We start from the raw sequence: 26,259 nt of genomic DNA on the forward strand, positions 1-26,259 counted from the left end.
GAGATTCATTATTTTTATTCAGTATGTTTTTTACTTTTTTTCTTGCTTCAGCTTCTCCATATCAGAGTATTGGAAGGTTTGACCACTGAAAATCTGAAATACAACTTGGAAAATATCAGGTAGATCATACAGAGGAATTGCATTTTTCATTTCTTCTGGTGTACATTCTGTACCACCACTTCGAATCATTGCGTAAATTAAAGAACGCATAAGTTTAGCCTCTTTTTCGCCTAAACTAAATTGTCCCTTTTTCATCATTTCATTCATTTCTTTTTCGAACTCATGATATTCTGTCCCATAAGATTCTTCCACATAAGGGAATGATTCAAATGTAAAGACAACCGGAATTTCTACACCTTGAATCTTAATTGTATTTACATTTATATTAACGTTAACTAAATCACTTAAGCGCGCCATAGTATCCCTCCTACTGTTATTCTGTTTATGCCGCTAATGTAGCCACTTGAGACTCATCACAAATAACTTGTTTTAAGAAGTCTTCAACTTTAATTCCTTTAGCATCAGCTGCACCAGTATCTAATTCAGCTTGTGTAACATCGTTGTATAACAATGGATCGGCTGTAATTGTGTAAGCAATGTCATCCACAGTCATCTCATCACCTTGTGTTTTCCAAGATTCTTCTACGGGTGCTATTGTACATTTTGGATACCAACGTACAAGTTTTGTTCCATCATTTAGAGGAAATACAACACCGACTGCAAATTTAGGATACTCTCTCGCTTTAGCTGTTTCGAAAGAAACACCTTTTGTTCTTTGTTTAGCAAAGATTTTATCCTTAACTTCACGGTTTAGACCAGCAAGATTAAAAGCCAATCCAAATGCCGTATTTTTTACGATGTTAATGATTTTTTTATTTGAAGCCCATTTTGTAAAATTAGTAGATGTAGTAGAAATCGTTAAATCTGAAATATTTGTTTGTTTATAAATTTCCTCTTCATAAGTAGGAAGTTTATCAGTGGATTCATCTCCTGCCATCATGCATAGATATAAATCTTCCACGCCTACACTATATTGAATCTCCTTATTTGTGACTGTCATTTCTATCATCCTCCCATTTTGTTTACTATTTTTTGAGCTAGTATTTCGGCTATCTTGTCGCCCTCTGCATCAAAAGTGTTTTGTACAAAGTGTTTACCTTTCACACGACCTTTGCCACTTACTTTCTTATGGCCATTTTCATATAGATACCAATACCAAGCCTCATCTTCGAATTCCACAGATACAAGATCATTTTTCACAAAGACTTTCAAACTTTCTCTTAAATGAGTTTTCTTGTTTTTATTGGATAAATTAATTTTGGGTTTTAATTTGCTTATGAAATATTCTGCTGCCTCTTCTAAAAACTGCTTTTCTACCTTTTGGTTAACCCTGAGTAATGTATTAATATCTTCCAAAGCTTCAGCAAAACCATTATTATTAGATGCCATTATTGAATACACCTCACATACGTTATAAACTGCGTTATGGTATCATCGTTCTCGTCATAACCCATTCCATCAAATTGAGAATAAGAAACGCCTGCTTCATTAAAAACAGCCTTTAACGGCTCATAATCTTTTTCAGTTCCATTTGTGATAACTGCAATTTGATAAAGCGGCATATCCTTTAGGACCTTATTAGAAGCTCTCTTATGCTGCTCATTCACAAATTCATACACAATATAAGGGTAATCTGTATTAGTAGGAGCACTATCACGAGAAACTGGAATACCAGATTTCTTCATAAGGCTTCGCAATTGTTCAAAATTAATTTGCATAAGACAGTGACACCTCCATCAATCGGTCTTCTTCTTTTACATAAATGCGCTCAATGTCGTAAATACGGCCACCAACTTTTACACGGTAATCCTTTTGATTATTTTCAATGTCACGATCAATCCGGACCTCAATTTTCTTTACAATTTCATTCGTATCTTTTGTCGTGAATTTATCAGTGGCCGTAACCCCAATATTGTTATAACGAATCTTGCGTTCTAATGGATATCCCATCACAACACGGTCTGTTTTTGGATCAATGGTCTCCCCTAATTTAAGTAGCTCACCCATCCATTTGAGTTTATTCGTCTGTCTCTTCGGCATCATAAACCTCCTGGATAAAGAAAGGTGTCATTGCATCAAGTGCCTGACCTAATTCTTTTTCAGCTACACGATATTCATAAAAAATACCTGCACACATAATGACTAGGTATTCTACTTCTCTTCCACATGCTTTTTTTACATATCGTTGACCTTGCTTAATATAAGAAGAGAGCATAGATTCATCCATGCCCTCTTCCCAATGAATATGAGATTTTAATTTCTCAATTAATTCATCCATATTAAACTCCAGTTGTTGCTTTTAAAACATACTTGTAAACTGGATTTTCAAATGGTGAATGAATCAGTTGTGCATCTAGTAAGTTCCAAATACGGAAACCAACACGGTTTGTACGTGAGAATAACTCAACTAGCTTTTGCACTTCTAATGAGCCAATAACATCTTGAATATAGAATTTAGAGAAGTCACCAAAGTAGAAGACTGGCGTATCTGGTTCGCCTGGAATGTCAATTGCATCTTCTACCTCAACAGGGAATCCTAATAATGTATAGCCAATTCCACCTTCTGCTTGATTAAATGGTCGGAGTAATGGGAAGCCATCATCTGTTTTCATTGTTTCAATTTTTGTTAGTGCTGCTGTATTTAGCACCCATCGTGCTTTTTTACGGACTTCTTTAACAGGTGTATTTTTCATTTTCACTAATGCATCATAAAGATTTTTTTCATCCGTTTTAAATTCAACGGCTTTCTTTGCCAATGCACCATCATTTATATTATTAGCTTCATCACCATTAACCATATATTGAGTTTCTTTACGAACATAAGCTTTTTTCAGCTCGTCCATAACAATTTGCTCAATCGGTAAACCTGTACGTGCCAATAACTTTTTCGTTACTGTAGCAAGCGCATCAAACTCTGTTGGAGACAGCTCGATTTCATCGAATTCAATATCCGTTTCTGGAATTTCGTTATTTGTTCGCTCATTTTTATGACCTTGAGCTTCTGCCTTCTTAACTAAAACAGGATACTTAATGTTTTCCTTTGTTTTTACTCCCGTTCCTAATCGACGTAAGAAGTTTTCTTCTTGAGCATACGTAATAATTTCTTTACTCAAGAAATCTGGAATCGTAACAGAACCATTACCAGTAACTAATCCTAATGCACGGGCTTCTTTTTCATCAATATTACCTACAATATAGTTAGCAAATACGGAACGAATTTCTGTTTCTTTGTTTGTATGATGACCTTTAGTAGAAAGAGCTGCTGCGATAGATGCTGAAATAGCTGAACGTTGTTCTTCTGACAGTTCCGTTTTTGCATCTGGATTTTCTTTTGCTGCTGGATTTTCTTTTTTCTCTGGATCCTCATCTTCCTTTTTGTCTGGATCTTCTTCCTTTTCGGCTGCTTCTAATTTCGCTAATTCATCAGCAAGAGTTTTCGCTGCTTCTGTTAATGCTTCTACTTCAGCCTTAACTGCTGCTAATTCTTCCGAACGAACTTCACCCTTCTCTACTTTCCCTTGCAATTCTGCTAATCGGGCTTTATTTCGTGCTTGAGATGCTTTTAAGATTTCTTTTAAATTCATTTTAATTTTCCCCAGGACTTTTTTTATTTGTTTAATAATGTTATTTCTTTCTCCTGTATCATCTTCCACAACTGTTTTTACAGCTGCCTCTTCACTTCTCATTTCAATCATGGCTGTATTTTCTCCCCTGGTTTCAATGGAAGTTGCGACATAGGCTGGTGTCATGTCTAAAATAGAAACTTCTAAAAGCTCTAATTCTTCAATAGATCGCTTTTGAATACCAGATTCACCCTCTTCCCATGAATCTTTTTCAGAAACAAAACCAAATGACCAACCACGTAATTCTTTATTCCTTGCCTTCTGAATTACTTGTTCATCTGTAACTGTAGCAATGGCTCTTACTCCAATACTGTCTTCGTACAATTCCAGATTTCCATTTTTAATAGAGCCAAGATTTCTATTCTTATTGTGGTTAAACAGCAAGTCCACATTCTTTGCCTTCTTTAACGCCTTTTCAAACGCCTTAGGGACAATCTTCTCTTTGAAATATCCCCTTGGTGAAGGAAGCATCCGACTTTCTCTGTCCACAACATTTACATAACCATCAAGTATGACTTGATTCCCTCGGACCTCAATTTTCATTCTCTTCACCTCCTCCCACCGAACCATCTGCCGCTTCTTTCTTACCGATTTCGGTTAAGTCATTTGAAATGTATATAGCTTGTGATTCCTTTGTATTTTGTTTAGGGAATCCAAGCATATCGGCAACATTATCAGGTGAAGTAATAGCTGTACGAACAAGGTTATAACCGATATTTGTCTTGTTGCTATAAGTAACAAAATCAAGAATATTAATTTTGAATTTAATTCGTTTCCCCGAATTCTGGCCATAAAAAAGAAGACTCAAATGGTCTTCAAAATTTTTCATTATCGGTCTCACTGCTTTGTTATGGATATACATCATTGCTTTCTCAATATCTTCTTTGATTAGCTCCGTGTATGTATCCACATTTATGCCTAAAAACTTACCCAAATCCTTCTTATATACATTTAGATATGCCAAGGTCTTTTCATCGTCTAGCGGGCTTTTAAGCGTTTCAATTGAGTATCCTTTTCCAAGTGGAATCATCTTTACAGACCTTGCTTCATCAATTGATTCCAGTTGATCTAAAATTGCATTGATTAACTTTGACTGTGCACCATTCTGTGGATTGATATGAGCATCCAAATTTAACAAGAATGCTAATAGTCCACCCTTTTTATATTTGTCAGTTAAAGTTTTCTCAGCTGACATAACACCCTCGAGTGTATCTCTTCCCAAATCAAGGAGACCTTTTCCTCTTAAATGATCTGCGCCTATATTTTTTACATGCCGAATCATAAAAGGTGGAATCTCGTGACCACCAATATTAAAGTGCTCTACCAAATTATCATCTAACTCTGTAAAAACATTTGAAGCTAAATGTATTTGAGCACCATTTAATATTGGGAAGGTTTCTCCCTCGAGTAAATAGGTATTTGTCATTAATTTAATAAATTCAGATTGTGTTAGATAGTTATTAGGATTCTTTAAAATACGAAGTGCAATATCATCTTTAATTTCATTCCCAAATTCATCTTCCACAACAATATCAGCCAATACCATTTGATTACTAATATCTTGTAGCAATTCGTAAACATCGCTAGATTGCAAAATGTTTGAATCCGTAACATACACACCGCCGTAACGTATGCTTTTTCCTAAAACATCATCGAGATAACCGCGCTTTTCAGCTTTTTTAAATAAAAAATTTGAAAACCTATCTCTTAAACCCAATTTCTCACCGCCTTTTAGGTATAAAAAATAAGCCGTTTATCGCCATGCTTAGGGCGTTTTAGTTTATAATCTTTGTGGCATTCCCTTGTAATATTTATCAATTGTTTTTTCATGTTTTTTCAAATGACTACTAAAGATCTCCATAATTTTCACATATGCTTTATGCTTTTCAAGATAGTCTTGAAGGTTCAACTCATCAATTTCTCCATTAGCTCTTTTCCACTCGGCCTTCAAATAAATCCTTAAAAAATCCTTTAACGCCATAATCTTATCCGCAAGCATAGTTGCATCTATTATTGTGTACCATTGAGAATTAGTAGTTAATGGTTCAACTATACTCGTTACTAAATATACAATTAAATCATTATTCTTATTTGAATCCGGCCCAAAATATAAAATTAATAAGTTCCCATTTTTTTGAACTTCATCTTTTAATCTATTTAACTCTTTTTCCGTTTCACCATCCAAGTTTCTAAAATCATCGTTAGATTGAATAAACTGAACTAAGTTATAACTTGCAGACATAAAATCGACACTCTTTGTTCTTACTTCCTGAATCCATTCAATTCTGGCTTTAGCAACTACATTTCCTTTGAAATTACTTATATTCATCTGTTCTTGTTTTTCTAAAGTTTTTTTGTTGTTATAAATAGATATAAATGGACCTATAATGCCAACAATAAGGGCTGCAAGTGCCGTCATACTTACCCATTGAAAATTCCCATTAACATCATAAAAAATATTTACCAAGTACATTCCTAAACCAGCTCCTTTACTACATCATAGCAAAGGAAACAATGAAAAAATATACTTTTCTATTTTCTATCTGTATATTTCACTAATTAAATTATCCATACCCTCTTCTGTTACGTTATCCATTACCATCATCGTTTCTTTATGAGCAACTAAAAAAGCAACAAATCCATCAATCTTCTTTTTGGACTGTCTTTTACTCGGAGCTTTCATTCCGTTAATATTTGTTACAACTACAACATTAAGAGCGCAATAAACAAATAAAGGATTGTCTGTAATTAAACGCTTTTCATATATTAGTATTTCTGAATCATCAAGCATTGCATTCATAACATTAGGATACTGATTTACCGCAATACATTCTAAACCGAGATTTTCAAGCTTTTCTATTAACTTTTGAGACATCGCTGGGTCATAGTTTATTTGTTGCACATCGTACAAATCCATACATTCAACGATATATTCCATAACTTGATCCTGGTCAATCATTTTCCCGTCACAAAACGTAGCAAAACCTCGTTCAACCATATCAGTGTACGGAACATTATCTTCTTTTTCTTTAAAATCAATATTTTCATTAGGAAGGAAATACATCTGTTTCACTCTCAGAAGTGACTTTCCTTCATCATCATGTGAAGGGAAGTTTAAGCTTACACATGTTAAGTCTGTTGTTTTAGATAAGTCCAATCCTAAATAACAAATTTCACCTGTAAGATCACCCAAGTCTTCTACAAGAACATGTTGTACTTGATCATGCTCAAAATAATTATCAGCACCATTTACGAAAACATTTAAGTGTTTGGAAAGGAACTCAGCTTTTGAATGTGCGGACTGTTTCGCTTTTTTAAATTCAATTTCAAGTTGCTCCATCGTAACGGAAACACCAATATTCGGGTTAACCATTTCCCAAACTTTACGATCTTCCCAATCATAATTTTTATTCGGTTCCCAGATTGCAACAAATAAGGAATCGTCATCATCATTTTCAAGAACTAGTTTCGCATACTTATAAACACGCATACCAACAGACGAAGCGCCCTTACCGGCCGTTGAAATATTAAGCATCATTGGTTGCTCACGAGAAATCTGTGCAGACTTCAAATTATCGTACATGTCCATATTTTCTTGTGCATGAAGCTCATCATTCAACACAAAATAAGGGTTCTTACCTTCAAGACCCTTAGTGTTTTTCGTTAATACTTTAAATTTATTTTGATATGCAATTCCGTTGATGCTATATCGATACATAGCACCACTAACTGTACCATTAACACCTTTATAAATTTGTGTAGGTCGTGCCAGAGGTTCAGAGTTTTCTATTGCTTGTGCAATCGGTTCAGCTGCGTTTTGCGCTTGTTCATAGTCTGATGCCGCACAATAACAATCCGCTCCAAGTTCAAGTTCTCCATACATAGCATAGAGCAATGCACCTGCTGCAATAATTGTTTTCCCGTTCTTCTTTGGTACTTGAACATAGGATTCACGAATAACACGAACTGTCTTTCCCTTTTCATTTTTATGATACCAACCATACATATTTGCAAAAACAAACATTTCCCAAAGCTCTAATTCCATCAATTGACCTGCAAGTGGACCTTTAACATGACGAATAAAAGACTGAACGAAATCCAACATTTCATTTGCGCAATCTACATCAAACCAAATATCCTTACGCTTTTTCCACTTCTTATAACGTTCTACAGCAAGAATGATTGATTTCGGGTATTTCTTTTTATTGCGCATGACGTTGTTCGCATATTTATCAGCAAAGTTAACGCCTGGTGTAATAATCATTTAGATTTCCGCCATTTATTTCGATGAGCTGCTAATTCATCTTTAGGCTCGTTTGATTGAATGTTTTCTGCATTTTTAGACGTTTTTTGTACACTTTTCCCCTTATTCGTCATCCCAAGAGATTCTAACATTTTATTCTTCTTATCATTCCAAGTTTCAACTTGTTGAGCAAGAGGATGCTTCATTTCATTTTTAGCTCCAGCCTTATTCTCATGCGTTTTTGTAGGAGCGAATCCATCATCTTTCCAAGCATCAAACATGTTTTTATAAATAATAAAAGCATCTAAGTAATTTTCAATTAATGGTTCGAGTGAAGGTGTGAAATTACCCTCATCAGTCAATAATTTTATGATTCTATTTCGTTCTTCATCCCTTGCTATATCTAGCATTTCCATCTTTTTCTTCTTTGACATTCGAGCCATTTTCACACCCCCCTTCATTTTTTAAAAATGGTGCAACTATTGACGTGCCCCCTACGCTACCTATCCTCCCCAGAGGACAAATTTTATTTTTTGACAGGGGGGCTTCCAAAATAACTCGGAAAAACTTTTTTTGGTTTGTCTTCATTTTCTTCGATTGTATGGCAAACTGGACAAAGTAATCTGAGGTTATTCTCTTCTAATTTAAGTGTTTCATCTTCTTTAATTGGTATTACATGATGAACATGAGCACGCCTACCAAAGACGAACCTTCCACATCGTTGACAGCAGCCATTCTCTCTTTCATATACCTTTGACCTAACATACTTCCATGCATCAGTACGATAGAATGGTTTGTTCTCGTGATGATAGATGTTCTTCTTATCTTTCTTCTTCCTTGGTCTGTTACGCTTATGTTCTTCACAGTAACGTCCCTTGCTTATCTTGTTATGGCAGCCGTTAAAGTCACAGTACTTCATGATAGTAATTCAATGATGTCTTCTTTCTTTTTAACATCAGCTGGAATCTCAATCTTTAATTCAACAGCATACTCACGTAACTCTTTCACAGTCTTGTTACTCAAGATAAGTTCAGTACCTGATTCACCAATCACTTGTCCCTCATTGTTTGCAGTATAATATCCACCTGTTGCTAATTCTTTATTGGCAATCATACTCTCAGGATTTTCAGTTACTTCGAATCCTGGCTCTTTACCAGTCGGAACAAATAGACTCTTCTTTTTTTCATTATCCCAATACTCTGTACCTGATATTGTTTTTCTTACTTCAGTAATCATTTGTTAACACCACCTATGTAATTTTTGCATAATAAAAAAACACCCAAAAGGATGTTTTTTAAATGCTAAATATTATCATTATCTATTTCTCTTAATTGGTTAGGGTATAAATGCTTTGATATAATTCTTAACGTTTGTTTTTTTTCTTCTAAAATGTTTACATATAATCTATCAAAATGACTTTTAGCTTGGATTATATCGCCTAATTTATAAGCATCCATACTCACATTATATTGTTTAATAGAATTTACTAATTGATGATTAATTTCTTTAATTGAGCCTAAAATCTTATCTATCATTTTTTCATCATCATTGTTTAGATATATTTTTGTCAATTCTAGCGTTTCTTGTAGTTCCGCTACCAACAATTCCATTTCTCTAGCTTTAGAAGTAGTCAATTCAATATAATCCTCTTTATGCTTCTCCGTAACTTCATTATATCTAAATTCCCACATTCTAGGTTCTTGATGTGGATTTAGATATTTTAAATTTAAAGATTTTTTCATTTCAAATCTACCTGTATCTCCACAAAAATATTCCATAGCATGGATAGTTTTTGCTAAGTTTAATTGACACTTACTCATGATATCAATCTTATTTTGAAGCAAAGAACTATTGTACCACTTTATTCTGTCATTCTTACTATTAAGCTTAGCATTCTTATTATTCATATAACCCGTTACATACACACCACCAAGAGCCGCGCCTGCAGTAATAAGAGTCGTGCCCACAGTAATTAGACCGACTACAATTGTATTATCCATTTTGCATTCACCTACTACTCATAATTTTTGTTAGTTATAGGTTTATTATATCGTCTAAATCACTTTCTATAAAAATTACTTTTATGACAAAAGTAAAAGAGCAACCATGCATCAGTTGCCCTTTCGTCAAAATCTTATGTTATTACTATAAATACGGTAAATGAAGTTTTATTCTTCTTCCAATCACCTAATGGCACTGCATCAATCTGTTTGTACATTATTAAGTAACTGGAAGAAGAGCAAAAGCTCTCCCTAATAACGGTATCATTCAATCTCTACCATCTGCTGGTTTCGGATTTTATGTGCCGTCATTACGAACCGTTTAGAATTTCAGAAACAACATAGTAAGTTGTGTTTTCCGCCACTCCTCACAATACAAATATACCACGTTGATTCCAAAACAACCGGCACATTTACTGCCAAAAAGCGGTCATGACTCTGCCATTATACCTTAGAAGCTACACTTCTCCTCTTTGAAATAGCATTGTTTTCCTCAAAAATATTTTTATTAACACCATTATGTTCTATAAAATCTATAAGAGCGCCATCAATTCTTGTTTTCCAATAGCCAGTATAGGATTTTGCAAAATATTTCTCTGCATCTACTATAAGCATTAACCTTCTTAAAACACTGTTAAAACTTTTGGCCTTATGACCTTTTTCTCCATGTATTTTAATTTTTTCAATTAACTCATTTTCATTTATTAAGTTATCTAAATCTAATAAAGTCATTATTCCAAAGTTTAAAACTTCCTTAACTATTAATTTTGAATCACGCATTAATTCGTTTTTTTGAATATATTCCGAAATAGGTTCCAATTTATTAGATAAATACTTTGATAGCGAAATACTGTCAATTGGAATATCAAGTTTCCCCTGCTTTGTATCTTGAATTACTTGATTGCTATAAAGATCTATATCCTTCACAATAGAATCAAACTCCCTATCCGCTAATTCAAGTTGCCCTGCCAATAATGCGAATCTTCTTTTAATTTTCGCATGTTCAGGTAATTCAATTCCTTCAAATTTGTAATTCCGATCATGCTCGATCTCCGCCCAAGCATGCTGAAGTATCGTTCTTACCTGAATTTCAAAAGGAGCATCTAACCTTTTATATTCAGGTAGTTTCGCTCTATTATCATTTAATTTAGCAACATAATGGACAGACCTATATCCGACTTCATTATAATTTAATACATCCGACTTATTAGATGAGTGTTCAGGTATGATTTTAAACTCTTTTTCTAGCACTTCACATATCTTACTGACATCAGATTCCACATAAGCTGTTACTCTAATAGCAGCTAAATCTAATATTTCACATTTTGGATCCGAGTATTTATCTTTGGAGGCTTTCTTTCCAAAACTTTCTATATCTTTTGCTCTCGATGTAACACTATGAAAAGAAATCTTACTACAATCTAAGATTTCTTTAATTATTAGCTCAATTTTCAGTGCGAGTCTCTCATAATAATCTTTATTTTTTCTGTACCATTCAATTGCAGAATCCACTTTTTCATTTGCCTCTTTTTTTACAGCGTTTCTAACCATATACATTACCACCCATTTTGCAATTTTTTATTATTATATTATATTTTACCAATTATTCATATCTTATATTTTGTGTAACTGCCCCTGTCGCTGAAACCCTTGATATTCATAGCTTCATAATACTTTCCCTTTTGAGTTACACAACGTATAAAAAATGGGTAATTATAATGAACAAAAAAATAGAAAGGATATTACTATATTTTAAATCGAGTCATAGCCTTATCCATTGCATCTTGGTTTACACCGATATATCTAAGTGTTACTTTCTCGCTTGAATGATTGAATATCTCCATTAGCAAAGCAATATTCTTCGTTTGCATGTACATATGATATCCAAATGTCTTTCTTAATGTATGAGTCCCTATCTCCTTTAAGCCAAACTCTGCTGCTGTGCTTCTAAGTATCTTATAAGCCATACTTCGTCCAATTGGTCTATTAGTACCTTCGCGGCTCTTAATTACATACTCACCGTCATCTCTTTCTTCAATATACCAACGTAATTCTCTCTTTAACGCTGGAGTTAATTGAATCCGTTTCTGTTTTCCTGTCTTTTTTTCTCTCATTGAAATATGACTACCTTTTAAATCACCTATCCTCAATTTAAGAATGTCACTAATACGTAAACCCGTGTTGATTCCCATTACAAATAAAATATAATTACGTTCATTGTTTTCCTTCAAATATTCTTTAATCTGTTTTATTTGCTCTGGATCTCGAATAGGTTGAACAAAGTTCATAGATTATTCCCTCCATTACGATCTTCTACTTCATATATCTCTAATCTAAGAGCAAAAGCTAAATTATAAAATGCTCTGGACTTCCAACGGCGATAAGTACGTTCAGCCATGCCAATTTCGTTATAAATCATATAATCACATATGTCTTCTTCTTCTAAATAACGCTTATTAATGATGTCTCTCTGAATCTTCCCTGCACGCCCATTACCTAAACGGCTTAAAAACTGATCAATACGAAATGACATATTTTTAAGGTATTGCTCACGTTCACTACGTTTTATATTTTCTAAAGCTACATCTTCTAATGGATTTCCTACTGTATTTGTAGGGCCATGATATCTCACTTCATACGAAGGAGTCACTTTCATTTCTTCTCGAACCATTCCGAACTGTTTGTAAATGCGCACTTCCTCTAGAAGACTCTCTAATTTCTCCTGTGTTGCTGCGCGATCAATTTTAGATAAAAAGGTTAATTGATTCATATATAAACGCTCCTTGTCTATTTTCTTAATAAAATACAAAAAGCGGACACCAAACTACAGAGCAATATTCCTAATGCTCTTTGTAGTTCAGTGTCCGCCGGTTCTTCCAGTAGGACAAAATGTTTAATTGCTACTATTATACCATCTTCTTACGATTTTTTACTTTTAAAAGGATCTTTGCTGGATAAGTCGTTATTTTATCTACCAATTCACAAATCCCTTAAATTCCCACAAATTAATTGACGTCACAAAATAACAGTAATATCATAATATAGTGATGCAAACCTTTATATGATTATCACATAAAAATAATCTATATAATACTACTATTAAATTTTACCTAGGAGGAATAGTAATGAACTTTAAAAGCGTACTTGCAACCGGCTTAATCACAGCAACTTTATTCGGAGCAACAACTACCCACGCACAAACCAAACATTTTACAGATGTACCAATTGGACACTGGGCTGAAAATCCCATAAATTATTTAAATGATAAAGGAATAGTTAATGGATATGGAGATGGGATTTTTGGATTTGGAGATAACGTAACTCGTGGACAAGTAGCTTCCATTATGGCTCGCTACTTCAATTTAAAAGATAACGGAACACAAAAGACGTCTTTTAACGATATTAAGAATCACATGTTTGAAAATAGTATCAAAGCCGTTGCACAAGCAGGAATCATGGTTGGTGATGGGAGTGATAAATTCCGACCAGATGATACATTAACTCGCTATGAAATGGCGGTAATCTTAAAACATGCATTTAATTTAGAGGTAAAAAAGGGTACGCCATTCAATGATGTTCCAAATAATCACTGGGCTAGAGAAGCTATTAAAGCTTTATATTCAAATGGTGTAACAGATGGGGTTGGATTGTATGAATACGGCGGAAAATTCAATGTAACAAGAGAACAATTTGCTACATTTATGTATAAATCTATCTTCAAAGACCAAAACCCAACACCTGAACAAGAACAACAAAACAATGCAAATAAATTAAAACATGTAGCTGAAGAAAATGGATTCTTCCTTAATGACCTTCGTTATACATATAACCCATATGGAAAAGAAGGGAATCCCACGTCTAATATAATGGATTTATTTATACAAGATGGAAGTGTATGGGAAACAAAAATATTTATTCATAATGATGTTTCCGCTGTTGAAAAACCTATAAAAGAATTTTTAAATATCCTTACTCCTACACAAGGTGATGAATTATTAAAAATCATTCATAGTGAAGGACCAATACATGAAGAGCTTGAACTGGATAGAAGAACAGTTGTAATTGAAAGGTATCACACTCTTAGCGTTTTATTTGGTTACAAAAAATAAATAACTTACAAATGAAAATACAAGGTATTAGTAAGGGTGATTTATATGAGCAAGTTCCAAAAGAAGATGATTAAATATTTGCAAACATTTTGGGGATGCATAGCATTCGGTGTATTAATGTTTGCTATCTTCTTAATTATGGATTTAACAGATACACCTTTAAATACATTAGACTGGAGAGACTGGCTAGGTTCTGCAGTAGGCGCAGCCATCTTATCTGTCGGAATGTTTACTTTAAGTAAATTGGATTTAAAATAAATATCCCGTCAATACTATAGATATACCAGTCTCCATTTCCCCTGGAGATGAGCAGTTAGCTTTTGCTAGCTGCTCTTTTATTTGTGACCAAATGAAATTTTTATAGAAAGTTTATTTTAAAACGAAATAATAGAGCCTTTCGGCTCTGAATATTTTCATATATTCATTTATAACTCCTGTCTACTGCTTTAATAAGCTCCCAATCATCTCTCAACCTCTTTTTCTTTGTTTCAATTTCATTCACAGAGTGATTTAGTTCTTTTCGTAAATACTCCAAATCCTCAATCGCTTTCTTTCCAGCTCCATTTTGCGACCAACCTGCTTGTATAAGATTATAAATATCATTTACTCTCTCTTGATTTTTATTTATATCTATAATCAAATTCGTTAAACGCCCTAATGCTGCTTCTATATGTTCCTCATTAAAATACATTTGTCTCATTTTTTTAACCACTCAAATCCTTGAAAATTTTCATCTGCTGCCTTATATTCATCAGCTTTTCTCTTAATAAAAGCTGATACTTCCCCGGCTTTTGTCGCATATACTCTACTGGTTTGATCTAAGCAATGATACAATTCTTCAATCCTTCTCTCCAGACGTTGACTCTTAGTTGAACTAAGATGCTGCATTACTTCTGAAACTACTCGTGGTATCTGATTTTGAAATTCTTCCGCACTTTGTTGCATTTTTTTTGCCGATTCTTCTAAGTATTCCATGAGTACCCTAACTTCTCCAACACCTCCAATTGAAAATCTAGGTGATCTATATATTTTTTCACCTGTATTAGCATCTACTAGCATAGAATTATCTATATTTCCAAACGCATCGACGTGGTAATTCTTTATCCCGTGAAAATCTTTTGCTCCTATTGAATCTAGAAATCTGTCAAATTGATGCATTCCATAATCATTATTTGCTGTTTTAAAATCAGAGTTTACCATATATGTATCACCAATATGTGTTTTATCTTCTCTAAGAGCGCCACCAGAAATTGTATCTTTCGGATTAATATAATTAGTTATTTGTCCTTTATATTCTCCTGCATCTACTTTTTTCTGTATGTCCTTTGGAAGCATATCATAAACACCTGGAGCACTGTAAGTAACAGCGGGCACACCGCATATTGCACTGGCAAATTGAGCATTGGCGCCACCTAAAGAATGACCTGTAGTTGAAATCTTCTGATTAGGATATTCTTTTTTTACTATTTCTAAAAGTGATACTGATTGCGTAAACTGGTTAGCCGCTATTACTTGACTTTTATCATACGGATCTATTTTCTCTCCATCTTGTATGGGATTCTGCCCCATTAAAATATATCTTGCATCAGTTATAAAATCAGGTACTGATCTATCTAATGATTCTCCCCCTTCCGTTCCTCTATAAGCAACAACAACATCACCAGTCACTGTATTTTGATATACTGTCGCATCAAAACCAGTTTCCTTATCATGGAGTTTTGCTCCTTTAGGATGTATTGGTTCCCACACTTCGCTTCCTCTTTTATTATTAATTTCTTTTCTTTCATCACTTTTATATGCTCCATTGGCTAATTCTCGATATGCTTGATCTGAAATCTCATTTGCCATAACATTCCCTCTTTTCTAACTGTTGTTACATCTATTATAATATCAATAGAGGTGATAAGAAATGAAAAAAATCCTTTTAATAACATTATTGGTTGTTTTAGGTTTAGGTTCGTGCACTATATATCAAATTTATAAGGCTACCCACCCTTATAGTGAAAAAGAACAAAATGAAATGAAAGAAAAAGCATCACAAGCCGCTATCGAGTATTTTAAAAAGGAGAAAAATTGGGATATTACAGTGACAAAAGTAGAATTTTCTACAGATATCTCTCGTAGTAGGCTTGAGGTATCTGGCAATATATCTGGTGACAAAAAGAAGAAGGTTTCTGCAAGTATAGATTACAGTAATGATTATACAGTTGGTAGTATAAGTTATTAACATTACAAATTGACTTTTTTCTCTAATAGCATTTTCACCCTCTATAATATCAAATACATAGTCAAAACCCAGATAAAGATTATAGTTAAACTTTGTCTGGGCCTTGTGTTTCATACTCTCCCATTAATTCAATTGCTTTACAATCAAAATAAACGATTATACCCTCTATCTCATATCAATTCGTATAGACCTTTTCACAGTCCTATCATCCTCGCAAATTAAAACATACTTTTTTGAAAATAAAAAACTCATAAAATTAGCACTCCAAGACTCCTTTAAATCTCGATTTTTTCTTAAATCTTCTTTTCTAAAATAGTATTAAAGTAATCTCGTCTTCCGCTCTTCCATCCGAATTACTTTTCCACTTTGATATACAAATGATTGTTCACCAAATCCACTTTGAGGTGGTTCTATTAGCTGAACCTGACCATTTTTAACAATATATATTCCGTTTATTTTCAAATCTATTTCAGCTGTCATTTCAACAAGATTTTCTTTTCTAATTCCCACCAAGATCACTCCCATATGTTATAATTACTTTGTCGAAGTAAGTTGAGAGTAATCTCAGCTTTTTTTATTTGTCTATAGATATTGCACAACATTTTCTGGGACAAATGATTGTTCAAGTGGCAAATGGAGCCGTATTGGAATCGGCTTTTTTTCATCCCTTGCTTGCTTACACATTTTTTCTGCCTCTTCCCATACAAATTGTTTATCCTCCGCTCGTTTGTAACGCCAAATCCCTATTACGTAATCTTCAAACAACTCATACCGCTCATCAGGTGCTGTTGTCGGTTTTAATTCATCAATCGCTTTGGCTTGACGTGGTATTTGCACAACCACATCTGCATACCGTAATTTTGAATTTAAACGTTGAATATGAGCTTTCTTAGGATCAAATGATGCAACTGGTTCCACGTCAAAAATTGTTAATTGCTTTGGCATTGTTTTTCCCCTCCAATACCTGCAAGCTTGTAACTAAGATTCCTTCAAGTTGCGTCAACGTTAGTCGATCTAATGCTTGTCCGTTAATTTCCGATAATCCCAGACCTAATAGTTTGCGAATAATTACTAGTTTTCTACGTTCTACTTCCTGACGTAACAACATGATTAAGCCTCCTGTTGATGATTGAACTTTCTCTCTAAATTTACAAACTTACTAAACTCTTTAATGAATGCTAGTTCAACCACACCAACTGGGCCATTTCTCTGTTTCGCTAAAATAACTTCCGTTATGTTTTTATTTTCTGTCTCGCGGTCATAGTAGTCTTCACGGTATAAGAATGCTATTAAATCCGCATCTTGCTCAATTTGACCATTTTCACGTAAATCTGATAGCAACGGTCTCTTATCTTGCCTACTTTCTACAGCACGGCTTAACTGTGATAATGCAACTACACATACATTTAATTCTCTTGCCATCAGTTTTAACTTACGACTAATCTCACCTATTTCTTGCATGCGGTTCCCTCTATGCTTCGGATCCCCTACAATAAGCTGCAAATAATCAATTGCAATTAAAACCTTTTTATCAGTGTACTTACGCTTTAATTTCCTAGCCTTTGCATAAATCTCTTGCATCGTTACATTTGCTTTATCGTAAATTTCTAATGGCAAATCATTAATTAACCCCATCGCTTGACTAATCTTTTCCCAATCCTTTAAATTACATAGCTTCTTAGGATTCTTTAATTTCGTAGCGTCAATATTTCCAGTACTTGAAATCATCCTCTTAAGTAACTGTTCCTCCCCCATCTCGAGCGAAAAGATTCCTGTTGCTGTATGAGCACTTGCTGCATGAAAAGCAACGTTTAATACAAATGCTGTTTTCCCCATTGAAGGTCGGGCACCAACAATAATTAAATCGCCTTCTTGTAACCCTGCTGTCATTCTATTCAAGTCGTCATAACCAGTTGGAATACCGGTTAAATCCCCTACATCAACTTGCATTTTCTTATACAAATCAACAAGCGTATCTTTCAAGTTAAATTCATCTGAGTAACCCGTTTCTTCAATGGCGCTTAATTCATCAATTGACGTACTAATAGCACTCATATCCCTATCTTGCTGAAGGCGATTATATAAGTTACCAGCAACCTCTTGAGCATGTCGCATTTTCCAGGCTTCGATAACTAAGCCTTCGTGATACGAGAAGTTTTTAGTAGTCGTAACAACTTCTGTTAAGTTTACAAAGAATTCAATTCCGCCAATTTGGTGCATAAAGCTTTCATCGAATTTTCCAATGAGAGCAACAAGATCTATCGGAACCTCAGCATCCTCTAATTCTCTCATCGCCTTGAAAATCACTTGATGCGTTGGTGAAGAGAACTGTTTTACCTTTAGCTGACAATCTTTAATTAAATCGCCTTCTTGGATAATGCTACCTAAAACACTTTGTTCAGCTTCTACATTACGAATCATATCGTTACTCATTGGGCCAACCACGCATTCTGTTGGTTAAGTACTGCAAGTTCTTCTTCTGTTGGAATGTTCTGCTCCCATGCTTGTTGCTGCTGTATTACGCTTTTAGTAGATTCCGATAAGCCTTTTTGTCGATAAGGTGCTTGTGTCTGTTGCTGCGCTTTTGTTAATCGCTGAGTACGAAATGCTTTATCAGCTGCTTCAACGTCCATTATTGTTTTCAATCCCTTAAGGTGCCAATCCCTTAAAATTGTATTTACGTAATTCATGTTTCTTGTATTTTTCTCTAAAGCGATTTCCATAGCTTTTACAACAAGCTCTGCATTTAAATCATCTATCCATGCATGAATACCATCTGCAATAAAAGGTGTAATCAGTCCGAAGTTTTGTTCGTAAAAAGAAATTGGATTAACCTCAACAACTTCTTCCGCGCTTGCGTGTTCTTCTTGTTGTTGTTCTTTTTCTTTTTCTTCTTCCTTGCTAGGGTCTTGGAAGCCCCTTATAAGCCCCTCCAAACGGACTGATAAATACTCCTTAATGCGAGGGATTTTGAAATCTTGTTCACGTTCTAATTGCAAACATGTTTCATAGAAATCAGCTAAAAAATCTTGGTCCTTCACAGATTGAATCTCTTTTAAAACACACTTTTCAATGTTTACATTTTTAATCGGATTGAATTTCAACCAGTTAATTAAGAACAACTCTTTTGTTTTTTGGTTGTAATTAATTTTCCCGTACTCAGCAAAACGTTCTAATAACTTCATAACAGTTTCACGGTTATATCCTGTATCAGTTTCAATGATACGAAGTGGAAGCTCATAGATTCCTGATTGAGATGTCTTACTGTTTGTCATTAAATATAAGTAGAAATACTTTTCCTCAGGTGTAAGATCTAAAACAAATGAATCCTGCCAAAATGAAACGTGTACTGGTCTATAAACTGCCATATTATTCATCCTCCCGTTTACATATCGCGAATCCGTCCTCTACACGTAATAAGCGATAATTCTTGTATCCTATTTTGAGATATTGTTTTACTAAGTAAATTAGTTGTTGCTCTGATGTTGCTTGTTGAGACACTTTAGGATTCAACAACACTCTATATAATGATTTGTTTAAAAGCATGTAGCACACTCCGTTGTTATACGAATGCTAATTTGATATAATTAATCCTAAGATCTTTTGCAAAACCGTTTGTCTATCACTCTGCCAAGTGATAGATCTTTTTATTTTCTACGTGTTACTAACGAAGCGTTAACTCCTCTTGCTCTTAAACCTTTAATCACTACACGATAACTCATCGATGCCTCATGTTCCTCTTTTGTATCACGAAGCATTTTAAATTCCCTCATACATCGCTCCAGCTCTTCTTCCCAGTGATTTGATTCTTCGGTTGATTCTGCATTAAACATGTTATGAACGCATGCAACCATACAATTATGAAGTTTATCCGCAAATGAAAAATCTCCTGGAAGAACTAGATCATGAAGACGATTGTATTTATCATTCATGAATTACATCTCCTTTCTAATTAATTTGATGCTGTACGCATCGTTACAACCAGAAAGGAACATTGTAGGGGTATGGGAGGAACAATCCCCTTTCTGGTTGTAACGACAAGCACAGTGGCTTGTCCAAATGATTTATATAATGTTATAATTGCTTTACGATGTTTTTCAGAGCTACTGTTGTCTAGGCGGTAGCTTTTTCTTTTGCCCATTTATGTTTCAAAATAAATGATGCTTCAATAATTTTGATTCGAATCCCCAACAATTTCTTCTCTTGCTTTAATTCAACTGTTTTTAAATCCTCATTAAGTAATTCTGCTATTTTTATTTCACCAGTTAATTTTGCGTCATATCGAATTAATTCCTTATATTCTTTTAAACTAGGTTTCTTATAATCTACTGTCATTTTTCTTCCTCCTTTACAGCATCTTCGTTAAAGTCATTAAGCTATCCACCGATTGAATAATAACGTTTTCCGCCATAGCCTTTTGCAACCAACTTCTTTGTATTTGTTCCATAATGCCAAAATGAACTTGCTCAAGAGCTTGAACTACACATTGAGTAGCTTGGATTGTATCGAAGATTTCTTTTGCATGAACTGTGTATTCATGTTTCTTCTTTTCATCCAACTTCCATGACCTGGTTGCAACTTGTAAGTTCATGATTTCCTTTGCTGCCGCAATCCCCTCTTCAGCCTGTTTAATGTAGTTCATCAATTGTAGATTTACATCTTGAGTTAAACGTGGATCTGTAGGCGGTAATCCAACACCATAAATATGTTTAATCGCTTGTTGATTCAACTTTGCTCCTGTTGCATGGCACCAATCCATCGCAAGCTCAAATTCTGGTTTAGAAAGTCCAGATTCAATACGGGTTAATCTTTCATGTGTAATACCAAGGTACTTAGATAACCCTTTTTTCGTTTTCAGCTGAACATTATCACAACATTCTCTAGCATTCTGTAATAATTCTCCTATGGCTGAATTGCAGTATATGCTTGTTCCCATATCTGTTCGCCTCCATATTTAGTTTTCAAATGGTTACAATGTATTTAGTACATATGTAACTTGTCTATTTTTCATGTAAAAAGAGAGGAACTATTCCTCAATGTTTTCTTTCACTTGTATTTCTTTGATGATGGCCCAACCAGCCTTGTAATATGCTTGACGGATTTTATCAATATCCTTTTGTGATTTTGGCTCAGGAGCCACAACATGGACTTTCGTTTTTCCAAACTCATAAGTCGCCGCATATTCTTCTTGTTGGCTCATGGTGTCACCTCTTGAAGTGCTTTTTATATGTTTATGCGACGATTCTGTTGGTACTGCCATGTTAGTTGATGGCATTTTCTCACCTACTTTCAACAATATATAATTTTGTTCGTTTTTCGCACGTTTCATTTAAAAATTTTTTCTACGGTACTCTCTAATATTTCTGCAATCCTTAAAGCTACTTCTAAAGATGGCTTATGTTTTCCATTCTCTAAATTTGATAAATATGCTCTAGTTATTCCAACCTCTAGCGATAGTTTCTTTTGAGTTATCCCTTTTTCTTTTCTTAGCATTGTTATCTTATTCATTTTTCTCACCACTCAATGTTCGTTTTCCGCACCTTATAAACATATAATATGTTTTAAAAACACACTTGTTAATAATTATGTTCGTTTTCCGCACTGTTTTTTTACGAACATAACATGATAAAATTTTATTTATAATTAAGGGGGGATAGACTTGTCATTTTCAACCAAATTAAAAGAGTTAAGAGAATCTAAAGGACTTTCACAGGAAGAATTAGCAGCCAAACTAAATATCCCTCGTTCTTCTATTACACATTATGAAAATAGCGATGACCGCTTACCAAGAAAATCACGTTTACTTGAAATCGCAAACTTTTTTGATGTTTCTATAGATTTCCTACTCAATGAAAAATCTGTATCAATAAAAAAAGAGAAAAAAGATATAGATATTGATTTAGAAAAAACACTTAATGATCCAGAACTCGGTCTTTGGTTCAAAGACATTAAAGATGCTTCTCCAGAAAAACAAGAGGAATTAAAACGTTTTTGGGATTTTATTAAATCGAAAGAGAACAAACGAGAACCTGGAGATAAACAATATTAATTTTTGTATAAGTTAGAGTAATTACACGCTTTATTGCGTGTTTTTCTTTACAACACCATTGGTTAATTCTACCTTAGATTCATATATTTCGGCGAAATTTAAATAAACTCAGCATATATAAATGAGTATGTAAGGAAGGGAATCATCATGGGCAAATCTTATTTTATTTGCAAGGCAATTAAATTTTATACTGAAGAATTTAATACCGCTAATCAATTACAATTAGTAGAACCCGATGGAACATCTTTACTAGAAGGAGAACCACGGACACAGCTTACCCCCAACCCCAATGAATATTTACAAAATTTCCGTACATTTGACTGTTATCACGAAACAAAAGAAAAAGTTTTAGGTAGGGTTTTTGGACGAGAATTTGCTTATTATTTAAAGCCTCATAAATTCTATACATTCTGTAATTTAGAGCAGGAATTAGCACTTTTACGCCTTAACACCGATTCATCTGAAGAAGTCATAAAAACATTAAATGAACAAAAAATATATAAGTTATCTAAAATTGATGTAGACTTTTCTAAAATCATTACTAAAGTACCTGAAATATCTGGAATGTGGTTAAAAATACTTAATAGTTTAAATCTAGATTCCGCTGCATATTTCGGGAAAGATGTTGATAGAGACCCTAGAGTAAGAGAAATGATTGAAAAAGGGGAAGTCTCTTATGTACAAATGAAATATGTGAAAGACTTTCAAGAACATTCAATAGGAATCTCTAAAAGAGGGTCTATTACCCTACATAATTCTTACCAAGATATAGAAACAGAATTAGATATAGCTATAGACATATATAAAAAGCTACTTGCTTAACCACCTAATTAATTAGGCGATAAAGCTAAGTAGCTTTTCGCTGTACTTTTTAAGTTCTCATAATTCCCACTACTAATCTCAATTTGTTTTTTATATACATTAATTTGACTATCCTGCATATGAAAACTAACATTAAAACCATCAATATTTTTCGAATCTATTTTCTTTAAAAATAAACCAAAGTATGGGTTCAATTCTTTAAATTCAATACCGACATGATACCTTTCATTATATGGTTGAAATACTCTTCTTAAATCATTAATAAGGATGTCTAATTTATCATCAAAAATTCGCTTACTTCCACGATAACTTACTTCCATATCTTGAATATCAAAAATAAATTCTTTTTTATCTTCATTATAGTTTACTTCAAAACGAATCGCACCTAATTTATAATCCCTTCTGACCATACTGATTTGCCTAATTTTCAATTGATCTGTAGTATAAATCTGCGCTAATTTTAAATCTAATTCATCTAATGAATTTCCTGATGCATTCGTCATCATATACATTCTCATATTCCACACACAATCTGGATTCTGTATCTGAAACTTCATTCTTTTTACAAACATAAAAAATATATCTAAATTATTATAAGTAGTTTGAATGGCTAATAATATCCATCCCAATATTATAGTTCCATTTGTCCAAAAATTAACCCATGATTTTGAAGGTGGGGTTATAAAATTGAGGATAATTAATCCAATAGTCATTAACCAGACCGATATAATAATTATATATCTTTTCATAATACCTCCCCCCTCTTTTTATAATTCTATTAGCTTAATTATATAACAGAACGTACGTTTTTTCATCCATGATTCATAATTTAGCTTTTACTTACTATAACTCAATTCTACAAAGAACTGTTCTAAATGGGTTTACGTAATTAACTATTTCGGTTTAAAATTAGAACAAATGTTCCAATTCGAGATGGAGTGAATAATATGCATAAAACACAGTCCTACTATACAACACAAACCGAAGACTATATAAAAAAATTGTACTATTCTCTATCTATCTTTATTCCTGAACAACTTGATATGATAACTATTTCTCAAAAACTGAATATCTGGTTACATTTTGCTCCGTTTGGTAGTCGCGCTATTTGCAGAAATAATTTGCCCAGTATCATTATTGACAATAGAATCGCTTCTTACCATCAATGGGAGGATTTCGGTCATGAACTTTGTCATGTGCTGTTTCATGCAGGAAATCAACTATGTATACCGAAACTATTTTTAGACTATCAAGAAAACAAGGCTAAGAATTTCATGCTACAGTTTTGCATTCCCACTTTTATGCTAAGAAAACTAGACTTCCCTGAAACAAGAATGGAATCGATACATTTCATTGCACAAACTTTTAACGTTTCATTTCAGATCGCAAGACAACGTTTGTTACATTATGAGAGTCAGTTGTTAGCTAGTCACTTACAAACCGTTTTTTCACAAACATACCTAACTACATAAAAAAACTTCTGATACTCTTTAATACAAAATATCTTAACAACTATTTATAATTTATTCCACTTTCTATTCGTATTATAACTAATAACAAGGAGGTTCCTACTATGAAAACTGCAATCTACCTAAGAAAATCTCGTGCCGATCTCGAAGCTGAAGCACGTGGTGAAGGTGAAACATTAGCAAAACATCGAACTACCCTGCTGAAAATTGCCAAGGAAATGAACTTAAATGTTTTATCTGTCCGTGAGGAAATCGTATCTGGTGAGAGCTTAGTAAAACGCCCTGAGATGTTAGCGCTGCTTGAAGAAATTGAAGATAACAAATATGATGTTGTTCTTTGTATGGATATGGATCGTTTAGGTCGTGGTGGTATGAAAGAGCAAGGAATCATTTTAGAGACGTTTAAACGCTCGAATACGAAGATTATGACACCTAGGAAGACTTATGACCTTAATGATGAGTGGGATGAAGAATACAGCGAATTTGAAGCTTTTATGGCTCGTAAGGAGTTAAAGATTATTACACGCCGTATGCAACGAGGTCGTGTCGCCAGTGTAGAGGCTGGGAATTACCTTGGTACACATGCACCATTCGGATATGATATCCATCGCTTAAATAAGCGAGAACGTACTTTAACGATTAATCCAGAAGAAGCTTCAGTTGTAAGAATGATATTTGATTGGTATGCAAATGAGGATATGGGAGCAAATGCAATTAGAAGCAAGTTAAATGACCTTGGCTACAAAAGTAAGCTAGGTAATGAATGGAACCCCTACAGCATCTTAGATATATTAAAAAATAATGTGTATATCGGAAAGGTGACTTGGCAAAAGAGAAAAGAAGTAAAACGTCCTGACGCTGTGAAACGTAGTTGTTCAAGACAAGATAAATCAGAGTGGATTATTGCTGATGGCAAACATGAGCCTATCATACCCGAGAGCTTATTTGAGCAAGTACAAGAAAAATTAAACTCAAGATATCACATTCCCTACAATACGAACGGAATAAAAAATCCATTGGCTGGTATTATTAAATGCGCTAAATGTGGTTACAGTATGGTACAACGTTATCCAAAGAATCGAAAAGAAACGATGGATTGTAAACACCGTGGCTGTGAAAACAAATCAAGTTATACTGAATTAATTGAGAAGCGTTTACTCGAGGCATTAAAAGAATGGTACATCAATTATAAAGCTGATTTTGAAAAACATAAGCAAGATGACAAATTAAAAGAAACACAAGTTATTCAAATGAATGAAGCTGCATTACGCAAGCTTGAAAAAGAATTAGTGGATGTCCAAAAACAAAAAAATAATTTACATGATTTATTAGAACGTGGCGTTTACACAGTCGATATGTTTTTAGAACGCTCGAATGTAGTTTCTGACCGTATAACTGAAATTACTTCCACTATGAAAAACTTAAAGAAAGAAATTAAAACCGAAATTAAGAAGGAAAAAGTCAAGAAAGACACAATACCTCAAGTGGAGCATGTTCTTGATCTGTACTTTAAAACAGATGATCCCAAAAAGAAAAACAGCCTCCTAAAGTCAGTTTTAGAAAAGGCTGTTTATAAAAAGGAAAAGTGGCAAAGGCTCGATGATTTTGAACTTGTGCTTTACCCTAAGCTTCCTCAAGATGGCGACATATAAGCGTT

The 26,259-nt window shown here is 33.9% G+C and carries 38 protein-coding genes and 1 pseudogene; 7 read left to right on the plus strand and 32 right to left on the minus strand.

The window, feature by feature from the left end:
• Nucleotides 1-30 precede the first annotated feature (30 nt).
• The 18 genes and pseudogenes from CER22_RS00005 to CER22_RS00090 all read right to left on the minus strand — a co-directional run bounded on the left by CER22_RS00005 (nucleotide 31) and on the right by CER22_RS00090 (nucleotide 12,696).
• The gene (locus CER22_RS00005; protein ID WP_088608026.1) at nucleotides 31-417 is read right to left on the minus strand and encodes a hypothetical protein; all 387 of its coding nucleotides are present in this window, start codon (nucleotides 415-417) and stop codon (nucleotides 31-33) included.
• Nucleotides 418-442: 25 nt separating this feature from the next.
• A complete protein-coding gene (locus tag CER22_RS00010; protein ID WP_088608027.1) occupies nucleotides 443-1,060 on the minus strand; it encodes a phage tail protein in 618 nt (205 codons plus the stop codon).
• Nucleotides 1,061-1,065: 5 nt separating this feature from the next.
• Nucleotides 1,066-1,449 (minus strand): HK97-gp10 family putative phage morphogenesis protein, encoded by a 384-nt coding sequence (locus CER22_RS00015; protein ID WP_088608028.1) that lies wholly within the window; start codon nucleotides 1,447-1,449, stop codon nucleotides 1,066-1,068.
• Entirely contained in the window at nucleotides 1,449-1,778 is a 330-nt protein-coding gene (locus CER22_RS00020; protein ID WP_088608029.1) for a hypothetical protein, read from the minus strand. Before CER22_RS00020 ends, CER22_RS00015 begins: the two co-directional genes overlap by 1 nt.
• Nucleotides 1,768-2,100: a hypothetical protein gene (locus CER22_RS00025; protein WP_142293411.1), complete on the minus strand. Its 333-nt coding sequence runs from the start codon at nucleotides 2,098-2,100 to the stop codon at nucleotides 1,768-1,770. Before CER22_RS00025 ends, CER22_RS00020 begins: the two co-directional genes overlap by 11 nt.
• Entirely contained in the window at nucleotides 2,078-2,338 is a 261-nt protein-coding gene (locus tag CER22_RS00030) for a head-tail connector protein (RefSeq protein ID WP_088608031.1), read from the minus strand. Before CER22_RS00030 ends, CER22_RS00025 begins: the two co-directional genes overlap by 23 nt.
• A gap of 1 nt (nucleotide 2,339) precedes the next feature.
• On the minus strand, nucleotides 2,340-3,644 hold the full coding sequence (locus CER22_RS00035; RefSeq protein ID WP_088608181.1) for a phage major capsid protein: 1,305 nt from the start codon (nucleotides 3,642-3,644) through the stop codon (nucleotides 2,340-2,342).
• A 12-nt stretch (nucleotides 3,645-3,656) separates the two neighbouring features.
• A pseudogene (locus CER22_RS00040) lies at nucleotides 3,657-4,226 on the minus strand (HK97 family phage prohead protease); the annotation flags it as partial.
• On the minus strand, nucleotides 4,216-5,400 hold the full coding sequence (locus tag CER22_RS00045) for a phage portal protein (RefSeq protein WP_088608032.1): 1,185 nt from the start codon (nucleotides 5,398-5,400) through the stop codon (nucleotides 4,216-4,218). The pseudogene CER22_RS00040 and the gene CER22_RS00045, both read right to left, overlap by 11 nt.
• A gap of 63 nt (nucleotides 5,401-5,463) precedes the next feature.
• Nucleotides 5,464-6,156: a hypothetical protein gene (locus tag CER22_RS00050; protein WP_088608033.1), complete on the minus strand. Its 693-nt coding sequence runs from the start codon at nucleotides 6,154-6,156 to the stop codon at nucleotides 5,464-5,466.
• 66 nt (nucleotides 6,157-6,222) lie between these two features.
• Nucleotides 6,223-7,947 carry a terminase large subunit gene (locus CER22_RS00055; protein WP_088608034.1) on the minus strand — a complete coding sequence of 575 codons (1,725 nt, stop codon included), beginning with the start codon at nucleotides 7,945-7,947 and terminating at the stop codon, nucleotides 6,223-6,225.
• Nucleotides 7,944-8,369 carry a P27 family phage terminase small subunit gene (locus CER22_RS00060; RefSeq protein ID WP_142293412.1) on the minus strand — a complete coding sequence of 142 codons (426 nt, stop codon included), beginning with the start codon at nucleotides 8,367-8,369 and terminating at the stop codon, nucleotides 7,944-7,946. Before CER22_RS00060 ends, CER22_RS00055 begins: the two co-directional genes overlap by 4 nt.
• Nucleotides 8,370-8,452: 83 nt before the next feature.
• Nucleotides 8,453-8,845 (minus strand): HNH endonuclease, encoded by a 393-nt coding sequence (locus CER22_RS00065; RefSeq protein ID WP_088608035.1) that lies wholly within the window; start codon nucleotides 8,843-8,845, stop codon nucleotides 8,453-8,455.
• Entirely contained in the window at nucleotides 8,842-9,162 is a 321-nt protein-coding gene (locus CER22_RS00070; protein ID WP_088608036.1) for a Rho termination factor N-terminal domain-containing protein, read from the minus strand. Before CER22_RS00070 ends, CER22_RS00065 begins: the two co-directional genes overlap by 4 nt.
• Before the next feature lie 65 nt (nucleotides 9,163-9,227).
• Nucleotides 9,228-9,926, minus strand: a complete 699-nt coding sequence (locus tag CER22_RS00075) for a hypothetical protein (protein ID WP_088608037.1) — start codon at nucleotides 9,924-9,926, stop codon at nucleotides 9,228-9,230.
• 444 nt (nucleotides 9,927-10,370) lie between these two features.
• On the minus strand, nucleotides 10,371-11,477 hold the full coding sequence (locus CER22_RS00080; protein WP_179211907.1) for a GTP pyrophosphokinase: 1,107 nt from the start codon (nucleotides 11,475-11,477) through the stop codon (nucleotides 10,371-10,373).
• A gap of 194 nt (nucleotides 11,478-11,671) precedes the next feature.
• Complete coding sequence (locus CER22_RS00085) at nucleotides 11,672-12,214, minus strand: site-specific integrase (RefSeq protein ID WP_088608039.1); 543 nt, start codon at nucleotides 12,212-12,214, stop codon at nucleotides 11,672-11,674.
• A complete protein-coding gene (locus CER22_RS00090; protein WP_088608040.1) occupies nucleotides 12,211-12,696 on the minus strand; it encodes an ArpU family phage packaging/lysis transcriptional regulator in 486 nt (161 codons plus the stop codon). The genes CER22_RS00085 and CER22_RS00090 overlap by 4 nt, the downstream gene beginning before the upstream one ends.
• A 355-nt stretch (nucleotides 12,697-13,051) precedes the next feature.
• Between CER22_RS00090 and CER22_RS00095 the strand changes: the two genes are divergently transcribed.
• Nucleotides 13,052-14,035, plus strand: coding sequence for an S-layer homology domain-containing protein (locus CER22_RS00095; protein ID WP_088608041.1), 984 nt, complete (start codon nucleotides 13,052-13,054; stop codon nucleotides 14,033-14,035).
• 45 nt (nucleotides 14,036-14,080) lie between these two features.
• A complete protein-coding gene (locus CER22_RS00100; RefSeq protein ID WP_088608042.1) occupies nucleotides 14,081-14,293 on the plus strand; it encodes a hypothetical protein in 213 nt (70 codons plus the stop codon).
• Between the two features lie 163 nt (nucleotides 14,294-14,456).
• Here CER22_RS00100 and CER22_RS00105 read toward each other — a convergent pair whose 3' ends face one another.
• Together CER22_RS00105 and CER22_RS00110 are read right to left on the minus strand one after the other, a co-directional pair.
• Nucleotides 14,457-14,735, minus strand: coding sequence for a hypothetical protein (locus CER22_RS00105; RefSeq protein ID WP_042516336.1), 279 nt, complete (start codon nucleotides 14,733-14,735; stop codon nucleotides 14,457-14,459).
• Nucleotides 14,732-15,883: a lipase family protein gene (locus tag CER22_RS00110; RefSeq protein ID WP_088608043.1), complete on the minus strand. Its 1,152-nt coding sequence runs from the start codon at nucleotides 15,881-15,883 to the stop codon at nucleotides 14,732-14,734. Before CER22_RS00110 ends, CER22_RS00105 begins: the two co-directional genes overlap by 4 nt.
• A 61-nt stretch (nucleotides 15,884-15,944) precedes the next feature.
• On the opposite strand from CER22_RS00110, the gene CER22_RS00115 reads away from it, so the two are divergent.
• Nucleotides 15,945-16,262, plus strand: coding sequence for a hypothetical protein (locus CER22_RS00115; protein WP_088608044.1), 318 nt, complete (start codon nucleotides 15,945-15,947; stop codon nucleotides 16,260-16,262).
• A 318-nt stretch (nucleotides 16,263-16,580) separates the two neighbouring features.
• Here CER22_RS00115 and CER22_RS00120 read toward each other — a convergent pair whose 3' ends face one another.
• From CER22_RS00120 to CER22_RS00165, 11 genes are all read right to left on the minus strand, one after another.
• On the minus strand, nucleotides 16,581-16,772 hold the full coding sequence (locus CER22_RS00120) for a DUF3954 domain-containing protein (RefSeq protein WP_088608045.1): 192 nt from the start codon (nucleotides 16,770-16,772) through the stop codon (nucleotides 16,581-16,583).
• 72 nt (nucleotides 16,773-16,844) lie between these two features.
• On the minus strand, nucleotides 16,845-17,207 hold the full coding sequence (locus CER22_RS00125; RefSeq protein ID WP_088608046.1) for a cell division protein SepF: 363 nt from the start codon (nucleotides 17,205-17,207) through the stop codon (nucleotides 16,845-16,847).
• Nucleotides 17,182-17,370 (minus strand): hypothetical protein, encoded by a 189-nt coding sequence (locus CER22_RS00130; protein ID WP_088608047.1) that lies wholly within the window; start codon nucleotides 17,368-17,370, stop codon nucleotides 17,182-17,184. The genes CER22_RS00125 and CER22_RS00130 overlap by 26 nt, the downstream gene beginning before the upstream one ends.
• Nucleotides 17,371-17,372: 2 nt before the next feature.
• Nucleotides 17,373-18,695, minus strand: coding sequence for a replicative DNA helicase (dnaB, locus tag CER22_RS00135; RefSeq protein WP_088608048.1), 1,323 nt, complete (start codon nucleotides 18,693-18,695; stop codon nucleotides 17,373-17,375).
• Complete coding sequence (locus CER22_RS00140; RefSeq protein WP_088608049.1) at nucleotides 18,692-19,630, minus strand: DnaD domain-containing protein; 939 nt, start codon at nucleotides 19,628-19,630, stop codon at nucleotides 18,692-18,694. Before CER22_RS00140 ends, dnaB begins: the two co-directional genes overlap by 4 nt.
• Before the next feature lies 1 nt (nucleotide 19,631).
• Entirely contained in the window at nucleotides 19,632-19,808 is a 177-nt protein-coding gene (locus CER22_RS32890) for a hypothetical protein (protein WP_179211908.1), read from the minus strand.
• 101 nt (nucleotides 19,809-19,909) lie between these two features.
• Nucleotides 19,910-20,194, minus strand: a complete 285-nt coding sequence (locus CER22_RS00145) for a hypothetical protein (protein ID WP_088608050.1) — start codon at nucleotides 20,192-20,194, stop codon at nucleotides 19,910-19,912.
• Between the two features lie 181 nt (nucleotides 20,195-20,375).
• Complete coding sequence (locus CER22_RS00150; protein WP_088608051.1) at nucleotides 20,376-20,597, minus strand: RNA polymerase subunit sigma; 222 nt, start codon at nucleotides 20,595-20,597, stop codon at nucleotides 20,376-20,378.
• A gap of 13 nt (nucleotides 20,598-20,610) precedes the next feature.
• Nucleotides 20,611-21,198, minus strand: coding sequence for a sporulation sigma factor-processing peptidase (locus CER22_RS00155; protein WP_088608052.1), 588 nt, complete (start codon nucleotides 21,196-21,198; stop codon nucleotides 20,611-20,613).
• 90 nt (nucleotides 21,199-21,288) lie between these two features.
• Complete coding sequence (locus CER22_RS00160; protein ID WP_088608183.1) at nucleotides 21,289-21,537, minus strand: hypothetical protein; 249 nt, start codon at nucleotides 21,535-21,537, stop codon at nucleotides 21,289-21,291.
• Nucleotides 21,538-21,587: 50 nt separating this feature from the next.
• Nucleotides 21,588-21,770 carry a helix-turn-helix transcriptional regulator gene (locus tag CER22_RS00165; protein ID WP_088608053.1) on the minus strand — a complete coding sequence of 61 codons (183 nt, stop codon included), beginning with the start codon at nucleotides 21,768-21,770 and terminating at the stop codon, nucleotides 21,588-21,590.
• 151 nt (nucleotides 21,771-21,921) lie between these two features.
• Here CER22_RS00165 and CER22_RS00170 point away from each other — a divergent pair, with 151 nt between their 5' ends.
• Both CER22_RS00170 and CER22_RS00175 read left to right on the plus strand, forming a co-directional pair.
• The gene (locus tag CER22_RS00170) at nucleotides 21,922-22,311 is read left to right on the plus strand and encodes a helix-turn-helix domain-containing protein (protein WP_088608054.1); all 390 of its coding nucleotides are present in this window, start codon (nucleotides 21,922-21,924) and stop codon (nucleotides 22,309-22,311) included.
• A 147-nt stretch (nucleotides 22,312-22,458) separates the two neighbouring features.
• Nucleotides 22,459-23,133 carry a hypothetical protein gene (locus tag CER22_RS00175; protein WP_088608055.1) on the plus strand — a complete coding sequence of 225 codons (675 nt, stop codon included), beginning with the start codon at nucleotides 22,459-22,461 and terminating at the stop codon, nucleotides 23,131-23,133.
• A gap of 8 nt (nucleotides 23,134-23,141) precedes the next feature.
• On the opposite strand, the gene CER22_RS00180 is transcribed toward CER22_RS00175, so the two are convergent.
• Complete coding sequence (locus CER22_RS00180) at nucleotides 23,142-23,882, minus strand: hypothetical protein (RefSeq protein ID WP_088608056.1); 741 nt, start codon at nucleotides 23,880-23,882, stop codon at nucleotides 23,142-23,144.
• A 198-nt stretch (nucleotides 23,883-24,080) separates the two neighbouring features.
• Here CER22_RS00180 and CER22_RS00185 point away from each other — a divergent pair, with 198 nt between their 5' ends.
• Both CER22_RS00185 and CER22_RS00190 read left to right on the plus strand, forming a co-directional pair.
• Nucleotides 24,081-24,605, plus strand: coding sequence for an ImmA/IrrE family metallo-endopeptidase (locus CER22_RS00185; protein ID WP_088608057.1), 525 nt, complete (start codon nucleotides 24,081-24,083; stop codon nucleotides 24,603-24,605).
• A gap of 101 nt (nucleotides 24,606-24,706) precedes the next feature.
• A complete protein-coding gene (locus CER22_RS00190) occupies nucleotides 24,707-26,254 on the plus strand; it encodes a recombinase family protein (protein WP_088608058.1) in 1,548 nt (515 codons plus the stop codon).
• Nucleotides 26,255-26,259: the final 5 nt, after the last annotated feature.

The organism is Bacillus sp. K2I17, from assembly GCF_002209985.1.
Lineage (GTDB): Bacteria > Bacillota > Bacilli > Bacillales > Bacillaceae_G > Bacillus_A > Bacillus_A wiedmannii.